The 12225-nt window shown below is 62.0% G+C and carries 8 protein-coding genes and 1 pseudogene; 2 read left to right on the top strand and 7 right to left on the bottom strand.

Annotated elements, in window-relative coordinates; all coding sequences use genetic code 11:
• Window positions 1-226 precede the first annotated feature (226 nt).
• Together uxaC and J0663_RS09115 are read left to right on the top strand one after the other, a co-directional pair.
• Complete coding sequence (uxaC, locus tag J0663_RS09120; RefSeq protein WP_207244073.1) at window positions 227-1642, top strand: glucuronate isomerase; 1416 nt, start codon at window positions 227-229, stop codon at window positions 1640-1642.
• Window positions 1639-3127, top strand: a pseudogene (locus J0663_RS09115) (mannitol dehydrogenase family protein). The gene uxaC and the pseudogene J0663_RS09115 overlap by 4 nt, the downstream one beginning before the upstream one ends.
• A gap of 230 nt (window positions 3128-3357) precedes the next feature.
• Here the strand turns inward: J0663_RS09115 and J0663_RS09110 are convergent.
• From J0663_RS09110 to J0663_RS09080, 7 genes are all read right to left on the bottom strand, one after another.
• Entirely contained in the window at window positions 3358-5808 is a 2451-nt protein-coding gene (locus tag J0663_RS09110; protein ID WP_207244072.1) for a GcvT family protein, read from the bottom strand.
• Window positions 5809-6684 carry a phosphotransferase gene (locus J0663_RS09105; protein WP_207244071.1) on the bottom strand — a complete coding sequence of 292 codons (876 nt, stop codon included), beginning with the start codon at window positions 6682-6684 and terminating at the stop codon, window positions 5809-5811. It abuts the gene before it with no gap.
• Window positions 6685-6820: 136 nt separating this feature from the next.
• A complete protein-coding gene (locus J0663_RS09100; RefSeq protein WP_207244070.1) occupies window positions 6821-7897 on the bottom strand; it encodes an ABC transporter ATP-binding protein in 1077 nt (358 codons plus the stop codon).
• Between the two features lie 24 nt (window positions 7898-7921).
• Complete coding sequence (locus J0663_RS09095; RefSeq protein ID WP_207244069.1) at window positions 7922-9019, bottom strand: Gfo/Idh/MocA family protein; 1098 nt, start codon at window positions 9017-9019, stop codon at window positions 7922-7924.
• A complete protein-coding gene (locus J0663_RS09090; protein WP_375337155.1) occupies window positions 9019-9906 on the bottom strand; it encodes a carbohydrate ABC transporter permease in 888 nt (295 codons plus the stop codon). Before J0663_RS09090 ends, J0663_RS09095 begins: the two co-directional genes overlap by 1 nt.
• Window positions 9899-10858 carry a carbohydrate ABC transporter permease gene (locus tag J0663_RS09085; RefSeq protein ID WP_171049220.1) on the bottom strand — a complete coding sequence of 320 codons (960 nt, stop codon included), beginning with the start codon at window positions 10856-10858 and terminating at the stop codon, window positions 9899-9901. Before J0663_RS09085 ends, J0663_RS09090 begins: the two co-directional genes overlap by 8 nt.
• Window positions 10859-10864: 6 nt before the next feature.
• Window positions 10865-12151 (bottom strand): ABC transporter substrate-binding protein, encoded by a 1287-nt coding sequence (locus tag J0663_RS09080; RefSeq protein WP_207244068.1) that lies wholly within the window; start codon window positions 12149-12151, stop codon window positions 10865-10867.
• Window positions 12152-12225 lie beyond the last annotated feature (74 nt).

Raw genomic sequence — 12225 nt, 5'->3', positions numbered from 1 at the left:
CTCCGTTTGAGCCAACAGAATGCTACAATCTAACCCGGAAAAGCTCTAGATCCTCCTTCGCCGACACCGGCAGAACAGATGGTTTTCCAAAGCCGAAATAGGCCGCCGCGTCAATGTTTTCGACAGCCGGCGCGGCCAAGCGCAAAACTGAACCGTTTGGTTACTAAAAGGCCTTGCCGTGCCTGATGTTGTGGGGTAGGCCCTAATCCATCAGGGAGGATTACTGATGGATGCAGGCAACGGCTTTCTTCATCCGGACCGGCTCTTTCCGGCCGATCCGGCGACACGGACGATTGCGCGGGACCTCTACGAGACGGTGCGCAATGTTCCGATCGTCAGCCCTCACGGACACACCGAGCCCGCCTGGTTCGCCGACGACAAGCCGTTCGAAGATGCGGCCTCGCTGCTGGTCATTCCCGATCACTATCTCTTCCGCATGCTGCACAGCGTCGGCGTCACGTTGGACGAGCTCGGCGTGCCGCGGCTCGACGGCAAGCCTGTGGCTCAGGGCCGGGCGATCTGGCGGACCTTTGCCAAGCATTACCACCTCTTCCGCGGAACGCCCTCGAGCCTCTGGGTCGACCACGCCATGTCGGCCGTGCTCGGCTGCACCGAGCCGCTGACGTCAGACAATGCCGACGCGCTCTACGACCACATCAACGCCCAGCTTGCCCTTCCCGAATTCCGCCCGCGGGCGCTGCATCAGCGATTCGGCCTCGAAACGATCGCAACGACCGAAGGCGCGCTCGACCCGCTTGTGCACCACCAGAAGATGGCGGCGGACGGCTGGATCGGCAAGGTGCGCACCACCTACAGGCCGGACAGCGTCACCGATCCCGATGCCGTCGGCTTCCGCGACAATCTCGTCAAATTCGGAGAGATCACCGGCGCCGACGTGACGCGTTGGGACGGCCTGATCGAGGCGCATCGGCGCCGGCGCGCCTTTTTCCGGCAGTTCGGCGCGACCGCGACAGATCACGGTGTGCCCACAGCCTTTACAGCAGATCTGCCGCCTGCGGAAAAGCAGGCCCTGCTCGACAAGGCATTGAAGGGTCCGCTTTCGGCTGCCGACGCCGAGCTTTTCCGCGGGCAGATGATGACCGAGATGGCCGGTCTTTCGGCCGAGGACGGCATGGTGATGCAGATCCATGCCGGCTCGAGACGCAATACCGACAGCGGGCTCTTTGCCACCCGCGGGCCCAATATGGGCGCCGACATCCCGACACGGACGGATTGGGTCGGCGGCCTGAACGCGCTGCTTTCCAAATATGGCCACGCGCCGGGCCTGCGCATTCTGCTTTTCACGCTCGACGAGACGACCTATGCTCGGGAACTGGCGCCGATGGCCGGCCATTGGCCCTGCCTGATGATCGGGCCGCCCTGGTGGTTCCATGACAGCCCGCTCGGCATCCGTCGCTATCTCGACCAGGTGGTCGAGACCGCCGGCTTCGCCAATATGGCCGGGTTCAACGACGATACGCGCGCGCTGCTGTCGATCCCGGCCCGCCACGACGTCTGGCGCCGCGAGGTCTGCCGCTTCCTGGCGCAGCTCGCCGCCGAGCATCGGCTTTCCAGGAAAGAAGCCGAGGTCGTCGCGCGCGAACTCTCCTATGACAATGCAAAGAAGGCCTACAAGCTGTGAGCGACAGACTGCAGAACATGACCGGCCTTGCGCCGACGGCGAAGCTTCCCGCCTATAACCGGAATGCGCTGAAGGCCGGCATCCTGCATCTCGGTCCGGGGGCCTTCTTCCGCGCCCATTTCGCACCCTTCACCGATGCTGCGCTGGCAGCAGCCGGCGGTGACTGGGGCATTGAGGTGGCGAGCCTTCGCACGCCCGATGTCGCAGACAATCTCTCCGCCCAGAACGGGCTCTATACGATGCTGATCCGCGATACGTCGGGCACGACGGCCGAGGTGATCGGCTCGATCCTGAAGGCGCATGTGGCGCCGCGCGATCCGACCGCCCTGCTGGCGCGCCTCGAAGATCCGGATATCCGCATCGTCAGCATGACGGTGACGGAAAAGGCCTATGGTTTTGATCCGGCAATCGGCGGCCTCGACCTGAAACACCCCGATATCGTCGCCGACCTTGCCAACCGGCATGCGCCGCGCGGCGTCATCGGCTATCTCGTCGAAGGCCTTGCCCGCCGCCGGCAGAAGGGCATACCGCCCTTCACGCCGCTCAGCTGCGACAACCTGCCGAGCAACGGCGCGGTGCTGAGGCGTCTGGTCCTCGAATTCACCTCCCGCATCGATTCCGAGCTGCATGACTGGATCGAAGCCAATGTGCCCTTCCCGTCCACCATGGTCGACCGTATCACGCCGGCAAGCACTGACGCGACCTATGCCGATGCCGAGCGGCTGACGGGCCGCACCGATCTGGCGGCGATCGAGACCGAGCCCTTCACGCAATGGGTCATCGAAGATCATTTCGCCAATGGCCGGCCGGCCTGGGACAAGGTGCGTGGCGCGCTGATGGTCGAGGAGGTCTCGGCCTATGAGAAGATGAAGCTCAGGATGCTGAACGGCGCCCATTCGCTGCTCGCCTATCTCGGTTATATCGGCGGCTATGAATTCATCCGCGACGTCATGGATGATGCCGGCCTCGCCGCCCTTGCCTACCGCCACATGCATGCGGCAGCGAGAACGCTCGACGCCGTGCCCGGCATCGATCTCGACGACTACGCCAGCGAATTGATAGCACGCTTTGCAAACAAGGCGATCGCGCATCGCACCTATCAGATCGCCATGGACGGCACGCAGAAACTGCCGCAGCGGCTGCTGGAGCCGGCCTGCGAGGCGCTGGCCCATGGCGACCGTGCTGAGACCTATGCCATCGCCGTCGCGGCCTGGATGCGTTATGCGATCGGCGAGCGCGGCAATGGCGAACGCTATGATCGGCGAGCGCGGCAATGGCGAACGCTATGAGCTGCGCGATCCCCGCGCCGGCGAAATCGCCGCCCTCATTGCCGACGTGCCCCGCACCGGCCCGGCAATTTCGGCGGCGCTTTTCACCCTCCCAGGCCTGTTCCCGAGCGCTTTGACGGGACACCGGGCGTGGACGCAGGATGTGTCTGACAAGCTTGAGATCCTGATCCAGGACGATCGGCTGCCGCTGTTTTGAGGCTTGGAGCCTTTTGGGCAAAGAGAGGGTGTGCCACACGACATATCCTCTCCTCCGTCATCCCTGTGCTCGTCACAGGGATCCAGTGCGCCCAAGTCCTTGGGCGCGGGAAACTCTATCCAGTTTGTAAGGAGCCTTTCACCGCGCCGACGCGCGGTGGCTGGATTCCTGTGACGGGCATAGGAATGAGGGAGTTTGGGGTTACCGGCTCGTCTCAGCCATACCGGATATCACGCCTTCACCCGCGCCATATCGGGATCGTAGAGCGGCGACAGCGATACCTTGCAGGGAATGCGCTCCCGCGCGACATCAAGCTCATAGGTGCCGGAGAGCACGAAATCCTCCGTCACGCCATCAGTGTTGCGGACGTAGCCGTAGCCGATCGGTTTGCCGAGCGTATAACCGAAACCACCGCTCGACAGCCAGCCGACGCGCTTGCCGTCGCGATAGATGGTTTCACGGCCGAGCAACACAATATCGGGATCGTCGGGAACAAAGCAGGCGAGACGCTTCTTCACGCCGCCTGACAGCTGCCGTTCTATCGCTTCGCGGCCGCGGAAGGGGATGTTCCTGCGCATTTTCACCGCCCAGCCGAGACCGGCTTCGACGGGCGTATGATCGGGACCGATATCGGACCCCCAGGCGCGATAACCCTTTTCCAGGCGGCAGCTCTCGATGGCGCGGTAGCCGGCATTGATCAGGCCGTACTCACCCCCTGACGCCATTAGCAGGTCATAGACGATCGTCGCATATTCGACCGGCACATGCAGCTCATAGCCGAGTTCGCCGACATAGGTGATGCGCAACGCCCGCACGGGGCAGCCCGCAATACCGATCGTTCTGACTTGACCGAAGGGGAAGGAGGCATTCGAGACGTCGCTGCCCGTTACCTTTTCCAGCACGGCGCGCGAATTCGGTCCCATCAGCGACAATACGGAATAGGCCGATGTGACATCGACCAGTTCGGCATGCATCTCCTGCGGTATATTGCGTGCGATCCAGTCGAAGTCATGGGTGGCGAAGCCGGTGCCGGTGACGATGTAATATTCGTTTTCCGCAATGCGGGCGACCGTCACATCGCATTCGATGCCGCCCTTGTCGTTCAGCATCTGGGTGTAGATCAGCGATCCCACAGGCTTCGCGACATCGTTGGAAGCGATCCAGGAGAGGGCGGCCTCGGCATCCCTGCCCTTCAGCACGAATTTGGCAAAAGAGGTCTGGTCGAAGATGACGGCCGCCTCACGTACGGCCTTGTGCTCGCGGCCGACGGCGTCGAACCAGTTCTGTCGGCCATAGCTGTAGACATCCCGCGGCTCCTCGTTGGCGAAGAGATCGGCAAACCAGTTCGGCCGTTCCCAGCCGAGCTTCTCCCCGAAACAGGCGCCCTGCGCCTTCAGTCGGTCGTAGAGCGGCGATTTGCGGCAGGGGCGGCCGCTCGAATGCTCCTCGAGCGGCCAGGCCATGGTGTAGTGTTTGCCATAGGCTTCGAGTGTGCGGGTCCGCACCCAGTCCGTGTCGAAATGCGGGCGTCCGAAACGGCGGATATCGACCGGCCAGAGATCATAGGGCGGCTCACCCTTCGTCACCCATTCGGCAAGCGCCATGCCGGCGCCGCCGGCGGACGCGATGCCAAAGGCGTTGAAACCGGCGCCGACGAAGAAATTCTTCAGCTCCGGCGCCTCGCCGAGGATGAAATTGCCGTCAGGCGTGAAGCTTTCCGGGCCATTCAGCAGCTGCTTGACGCCGACATTTTCCAGCGCCGGAACGCGGCCGAGCGCCTGTTCCATGATCTGCTCGAAATGGTCGAAATTGCTGTCGAGAAGCGTGTAGTGGAAGCCTTCAGGGATTCCTTTTTCCGCCCAGGGAATGGGGTTCGGCTCGTAGCCACCCATGACGATGCCGCCGACCTCTTCCTTGTAGTAGGTGAGACGGTCGGGATCGCGCAGCGTCGGCAAATTAGAGGGCACGCCGAAGGATTCGGTGATGACGTATTGGTGCTCGACCGAGACGAGCGGCACGTTGACACCGAAGCGCTGGCCAAAGGCGCGCGTCCACTGGCCGGCGCAGACGACGACGCGCTCGCATTCGATACGCCCTTCGGCGGTGATGACGGCGCGAATCCTTCCCTTGTCGATTTCGAGGTCGACGACTTCGGCATCCTCGAAGATCGAAACGCCTGACATGCGGGCGCCTTTGGCCAGCGCCTGGGTGACGTCGGAGGGATTGGCCTGGCCGTCTGTCGGAAGGAAGGCGGCGCCGACGAGGTCGTCAATCGTCATCAGGGGCCAGAGATCGAAGGCCTCCTGCGGCGTCAGCAATTGCATTTCGAGACCGAAAGATTGGGCCGTGGTCGCCTGGCGCTTGACCTCCGTCCAGCGCTCCTGGTTGCAGGCCAGCCGCAGGCCGCCATTCATCTTCCAGCCGGTGCCGAGGCCGGTTTCTTCCTCGAGCCGCTTATAGAGATCGACGGAGTAACCGAGCAGCTGGGTGATGTTGGCGCTGGTGCGCAGCTGGCCGACGAGGCCGGCGGCATGGAAAGTGGTGCCGGAGGTCAGTTTCTTGCGTTCGAGCAGGACGGTATCGGTCCAGCCCAGCTTGCCGAGATGATAGGCGGTGGAGCAACCGATGATGCCGCCGCCGATGACCACGGCTTTCGCCGTCTTCGGTAATTGTCTCGTCATTTATCGATCCTGTTCAAAGGCTTGATAGGCGCGCTCGAACCGCGCGAGATTTTCGGCCGTGTAAGCGGAATAATCGAAAACGATGGTGGAATGGATTTCCGAAATCATGCTCCAGAGCGTCTCGCGCAGCAGCGAGGCGCATTTCATCGCGCCATAACGTCGGCGTAGATCCGATGTCAGCGGCCGGTCGAAATAGGCCTCCAGCATTGCATGCTCATCCGCCTCCGAAAACTCGTTGTTGGAGGCCAATCCGCCGAGATCGAACAGCGGCGTGTTGAAGCCGGCATAGTCCCAGTCGATGAGCCAAAGCCGCTTGCCGTCGTCGAGAAAATTAGCGGCAAGAAGATCGTTGTGGCCGAAAGCGATCTCGAAAGGGCCTGCCGCCTGTTCCAGCGTCTCGGCCCTGCCGATCAACTCCGGCAGCAGGGGCAGATAGGCGCTCCCCGTTTCCTTGAGACTGGCAGCGTAATCGCGGACGACGTGAAAGACCCAGAAGATCATTGCCGGACCACGGAAATGCCGGGCGATGTCGCGGTGGCAGGTGCGCACCAGGGGCAAGACCCGGGCGAGCGTATCGGGCGCCCTGAGGCCCTCCGGGGAAAGCGCCCTCGCCTCTATATATTCGAGCACCAGCACGCCGGGCGAATGGTGGATGACGGCGGGCGATATGCCGGCTGCGTGGGCAGCATAACTTGCGGCAAGCTCGTTCTGCCGGCTGATGTGATGGATCGGAATATCGGTGCCGAGCCGAACCACGCAGCGCGCCACGGCATCGCTGACCAGATAGTTCCTGTTTGTGATGCCGCCTGTTATCGGCGCAATGTCGATCGGACCCTGCCAGATGCCGAGCGCATGAATCCTATCTTCAGGCGTCATGCTGATCCCCCCAGAGCATGATGCGGCTTTCGACGACATCCCACCCTAACTGTTTAAACCAGAAGAGGATTTATCCTGTTCCGGTGGCCCATCCTGAAATGATGGGCAGAGGAAGATCGGCTGTCAAGCGGAGCGGTCAGATCGTCCTGCCCGAGGCATCGAAGACGTGACAACGGGCCGGATCGAAGTAGGTCGTCACATTGGTGCCGCGCTCGACCTTCTGCTGACCGTCAAGCGCAACAGTCAAAAGCTGGCCATCCGGCGTGGTGGTGTAGAGCATGGTGGCGCCGCCGAGATTTTCGACGATATCGACGTTGACGGTGGAGAGCGCGATGGCGCCGCCGGCAAGCGACAGATGCTCCGGGCGGATACCAAAAGTGACGTCCTGGCCGGCCTCGCCTTTCAGCCGGCGCGGCAGGCGAACGGAGTTGCCGCAGACATGGATGCTGGTTTCGGTCTCTCCGACCTCTTCAATGCGAGCCTTGAGGAAATTCATCTTCGGGCTGCCGATGAAGCCGGCGACAAAGCGGTTGGCGGGATTGTTGTAGAGATCGAGCGGCGCTCCGACCTGCTCGATGCGGCCGGAATTCAGTACAACGATCTTGTCCGCCATCGTCATGGCCTCAACCTGGTCGTGGGTGACGTAGATCATTGTGTTGCCGAGCTGCCGGTGCAGGCGGGAGATTTCGACGCGCATCTGCACACGCAGTTCGGCGTCGAGATTGGACAGCGGCTCGTCGAACAGGAAGATGCGCGGCTCGCGCACGATGGCGCGGCCGATCGCCACGCGCTGGCGCTGGCCGCCGGAGAGCGCCTTCGGCTTGCGCTCCAGAAGCTTTTCGATCTGCAGGATTTCGGCAGCGCGCTTCACCTTCGGCTGGATCTCGGCCTTCTTGTAACCCGCCGTCTCCAGGCCGAAGGCGAGGTTCTTGTAAACCGACATGTGGGGATAAAGCGCGTAGGATTGGAAGACCATGGCGATGCCGCGCTTGGCCGGCGCCACCTCGTTCATGCGCTCGCTATCCAGCAGCAGGGCGCCACCCGAGATTTCCTCAAGACCGGCGATCATGCGCAGAAGGGTCGATTTTCCGCAGCCCGAGGGACCGACGAAAACGACGAATTCGCCGGGATCGATCGTCAGGTCGATGCCATGGATCACATCGAAGGCGCCGTAGCGCTTCTCGACCTTCTGAAGAACGACACTGGTTGCCATCGTTTCAAAACCCTCTCTTACCGGTTACTTTGTTCTTGCCCGCCAATCGGCGTATTTCGGACTGTCGGGACCGACCGGCAGCGGCACCTCGGCACCGCTGTCGGAAGACTGGTAGATGGCGGTGACGAGTTCCAGCGCGCGGCGCGCATCGCTCGTGGTCACCGGCAGCGGCCCCTGGCCGCTGAGGAAGGCATGGAACTGGCCCATCTGGGTGGTGAAGCGCGGCGCGACCGGCTGCCAGTCGCCGACCACCCGGTCGATCTTCTGCTTGATGTCGTCGTTGGCGGCGATGATCTTCCAGGGATCCTTGCCCGGCGTGTAGGGCTCATGCGTGCTTTCGAAAGTGACATTCTCGAAGTGCAGTCTCAGCCGGCTGATCTGTTCCTGCGAACCGAGCGTGCAGGACAGCGAGACGAAGGCACCGTTTTCCATCAGCAGGCTGGCGGAGGCGCAGTCCTCGACCTCGATATCGTTGACACGGGTGGCGACGCGGCCGAAGACCCTCGCGGCCGGGCCCATCAGATGCATCAGCATGTCGTGCAGGTGCAAAGCATGGGTGACGAGCACGCCGCCGAGTTCGGTCGCCCATTTGCCGCGCCAGGGAACGGCGTAATATTCGGGCTTGCGCAGCCAGAAGGTTTCGACGGAAGCCGTATAGGCTTTGCCGGCAATGCCGGCGTCAATGATCCGTTTGGCCTTCTGGATGCCATCGCCGTAACGGTACTGGAAGATTGGCATCAGCACGCCCTTGGCGGTCCTTTCCGCTTCCATGATCGTATCGACGCCGGCGAGCGAGCCCGTCAGCGGCTTTTCACAGACGACGTGCTTGCCGGCGGAAAGGGCCGCAACCACCTGTTCCAGATGGACGCCGGGCGGCGTGCAAATATCGATGATGTCGATCGCATCGTCGGCCAGGAGTTCGGCAAAGGAGGTGGTGCGGCGTTCGATCCCGAACTCGTCACCGACCGCCGCCAGGCGCTGAACGTCGAGGTCGCAGATCGCCGCGACCTTGAACTTGTCGGCATGTGGCAGATAGCCTTCGACGATGTGGGAGCGGCCGATGCCGCAGCCGACGATCGCGACTGTCTTCATGCTCATGTCACTCTTTCCCATTGCCGCCATCAGCGTTTCATGCCCGTCGTGGCGATGCCTTCGATCAGCAGGCGCTGGAAGAACAGGAAGAAGAAGAACACCGGCACGAGCGTCAGCGTCGACATGGCGAAGAGGCCGCCCCAATCCGAAGCGCTGGTGGAATCCACGAAGGTGCGCAGGCCGAGCTGGATCGTGTAGGTGTTCATGTCGTTCAAATAGATCAGCGGACCGAAGAAATCGTCCCAGGTCCAGATGAAGGAGAAGATGGCGGCCGTCGCCAGCACCGGCAGTGACAGCGGCAGCATGATCTTCCAGTAGATGCGCCAGGCGCTGCAGCCATCCATCATCGCCGCCTCATCGAGTTCGCGCGGGATACCGCGGAAGAACTGCACCATCAGGAAGATGAAGAAGGCGTCGCTTGCCAGGAACTTCGGCACGACGAGCGGCAGGATGGTGTTTACCCAACCGAGATCGAGGAAGAGCACATATTGCGGGATCAGCGTCACGTGATAGGGGATCATCAGCGTGCCGAGCATGATGGCGAACCAGAAGTTCCGGCCGGCGAAACGCAGCCGCGCGAAGGCATAGGCCGTCAGAGAACAGGCGATGACATTGCCGGTCACGACCAGCACCGAGATGACGAGCGAATTCCAGAAGAACCGGCCGAAACTGACGTCGAGCCCAGTCCAGCCGCGCACATAGGAAGAGAAATCGATCGACGAGGGTATGATCGAGGTCGACGAAAATATCTCGTTTTCCGGGCGGACCGATGCCGAAACCATCCATAGCAGCGGATAGAGCATGAGCAGCGAAGCGGCGATGAGCAGGGCGTGGATAACGAGCGAGGCCGGCAGGCTGCGTTTGGTAATGTCCGATGGCGGCCTGGCCGCGGTGACGGAAGCGGTCATCTCAGTCATCGTAGTGCACCCAGTAGCGCGAGGTCAGGAAGGAGAAGGCGGTGAAGATCGCGATGATCACCACCAGGATCCAGGCGAGCGCCGAGGCATAGCCCATGCGGAAATTGCCGAAGGCTTCCTGATAGAGGTAGAGCGTGTAGAACAGCGTCGAATTGATCGGCCCACCGGTGCCGCCGGATATGATGAAGGCCGGCGTGAAGGCCTTGAAGGCTTCGATCGTCTGGACGACGGCGTTGAAGAAGATCACCGGGGTCAGAAGCGGCAGCGTGATCTTGTAGAATTGCCGGAACTTCGAGGCGCCGTCGAGGCTCGCGGCCTCATACATGTCCTGCGGGATCTGGCGCAGGCCGGCGAGGAAGATGATCATCGGCGAGCCGAATTGCCAGACGGACAGTGCCACCAGCGTGTAGATCGAATAGTTCGGATGCGAGATCCAGCTCGGACCTTCAATGCCGAACTGCGAGAGCGCGGCATTGACGAGGCCATCACTGGCGAAAAGCTGACGCCAGAGCACGGCGATCGCGACGCTGCCGCCGAGGAGCGACGGCAGGTAGAAGATGGCGCGATAGACAGTCAAGCCGCGCAGGCCGCGGTTCAGCGCCATGGCGACCAGCAGGGCGAAGGTCAGCTTGAACGGTACGGAGAAGACGACGTAAGTCAGGGTGACGTCCATGGCGGCCGAGAATTTCGGATCCGCCGTGGCGATGCGCACGTAATTCGCCATTCCCACCCACCGCGGCGACTGGAGCATGTCGTAGTCGGTGAAGGAGAGGTAGAGCGAAATCAGGGCCGGCCCGAGCGTCAGCCCGAAAAAGCCGACGAGCCAGGGAAGGAGGAAGAGATAGCCGGGAGCATTGGCATTCCAGAGACGCCTGAAGCGTCCTTCTGCCACGGCCCCCTGATATCTTTCCACTGATATGGCCCCTGCGGGCGTGCGCATCGCATTGCTCATACGGGATCAGCCTCGTGCGAGAATCTGCGTGATTTCGGTGACAAGTTGCTTGCCACCGTCGGAAGGAGACAGTTGTCCGAAGCCGACCTGTTCGGCGATATTACGCAGCATCAGATCGGCTTCACCGGCGCCGGCCGGGGGCGGGGGCGGCAATTTGCCGGCGAGGTCGCCAAGGCCACTGACATAGGCCAATGCAACCTTGCCGTTCTCATCGAGCTTCGTCGCGACGACTTCGCGCATGGCGGCCGATTCCGGAATGCCGCGCTCGACATCGAGAAGCAGCGCTGCTTCGGGGTTCTTGACGAAGAAATTGACGTAATCCACCGCCTTGTCCACCGCCTTCGACTGAGCCGAAACCGAGAAGAACATCGAAGGCTTGCGATAGTGGCCGCCCTTCGAATCCGGCTTGATGCGCATGTAGTTGGTGAGCGCCAGCTTGTCCTTGTTCATGGCCTGATATGCGACGAACTGGTTGGAATGGGCAAAACCGGCCGCCGACTTGCCGAGCGATACGGTGTTGGTTTCGATATCGTTCTTGTCGAGAGCCTGAATATCAGCTGGAACGCAGGCGCCGGCCTCGCGGAACTTGGCCCACATGTCGTACCATTCCGAGGCGTCCTCCACACCGAAACCGATCTTGCCATCGGCGGTATAGAGCGCCTTGCCCCGCTGGCGCAGCCAGTTTTCGAACAAGGGTTCCGCGCCGCTGCCGTCGGCGATACCGAACATGCCCTTGCGCTTGCCTGATTTGGTGATCTCCGCACCCATGCGGGCGAATTCTTCCCAGGTGGTTGCCTGCGTCGGCAGATCGACGCCGGCTTCCTTGAAGGCCGTGGTGTTCAACACCGTTGCAGCCGAATTCGCGCCCAGGCTGACGCCGTAGAGATGGCCGTCGACGCTGCCGCCTTCGATCTGAGCCTTGTCGAAATCGTCGAGATTGAGCTTGGCCGGCATGTAGGATTCGAGCGGTGCGAGCGCGCCGCGCCGGGCGTATTGAACGATGTAGCGATAGTCCATCTGAATGACATCGGGCGCGTTGCGGCCGGCGACCTGGGTCGCAAGACGCGGCCAGTAATCGCCCCAGCCCAGGAATTCCCCGGTGATCGAGGTGCCCGGGTTCTTCGTCTGGTAGAGCTGCGACACCTTGTTGGTACGGTCGGCGCGCGGCTGCGAGCCCCACCACAGGAGACGCAGGCGCGTTTCCTGTGCCAAGGCACTGGTTCCGAGCGCAGACAGCGACAGAAGCGCCGCCCCTCCCGCAACGAAATTACGTCTGCTTACACGTAGAGTCATGTTTTCCTCCTCCAAAGGGAAGCGCCTCCACACGCTTCCAACTAGTTTTGCTTGCGCAAATAACTAATTGGTTA

Origin of the sequence: Rhizobium lentis (genome assembly GCF_017352135.1) — a bacterium.
GTDB classification, from domain to species: domain Bacteria; phylum Pseudomonadota; class Alphaproteobacteria; order Rhizobiales; family Rhizobiaceae; genus Rhizobium; species Rhizobium lentis.
The sequence above is the reverse complement of the archived record's forward strand: the minus strand, read 5'-3'. Positions and strand labels throughout refer to the sequence as shown.

What these genes read in the sequence shown, in the direction of transcription:
- uxaC (WP_207244073.1), top strand. Translation starts at nt 227, where the DNA reads ATGGATGCAGGCAACGGCTTTCTTCATCCGGACCGGCTCTTTCCGGCC.
- J0663_RS09110 (WP_207244072.1), bottom strand. Translation starts at nt 5,808, where the DNA reads ATGACGAGACAATTACCGAAGACGGCGAAAGCCGTGGTCATCGGCGGC.
- J0663_RS09105 (WP_207244071.1), bottom strand. Translation starts at nt 6,684, where the DNA reads ATGACGCCTGAAGATAGGATTCATGCGCTCGGCATCTGGCAGGGTCCG.
- J0663_RS09100 (WP_207244070.1), bottom strand. Translation starts at nt 7,897, where the DNA reads ATGGCAACCAGTGTCGTTCTTCAGAAGGTCGAGAAGCGCTACGGCGCC.
- J0663_RS09095 (WP_207244069.1), bottom strand. Translation starts at nt 9,019, where the DNA reads ATGGCGGCAATGGGAAAGAGTGACATGAGCATGAAGACAGTCGCGATC.
- J0663_RS09090 (WP_375337155.1), bottom strand. Translation starts at nt 9,906, where the DNA reads ATGACTGAGATGACCGCTTCCGTCACCGCGGCCAGGCCGCCATCGGAC.
- J0663_RS09085 (WP_171049220.1), bottom strand. Translation starts at nt 10,858, where the DNA reads ATGAGCAATGCGATGCGCACGCCCGCAGGGGCCATATCAGTGGAAAGA.
- J0663_RS09080 (WP_207244068.1), bottom strand. Translation starts at nt 12,151, where the DNA reads ATGACTCTACGTGTAAGCAGACGTAATTTCGTTGCGGGAGGGGCGGCG.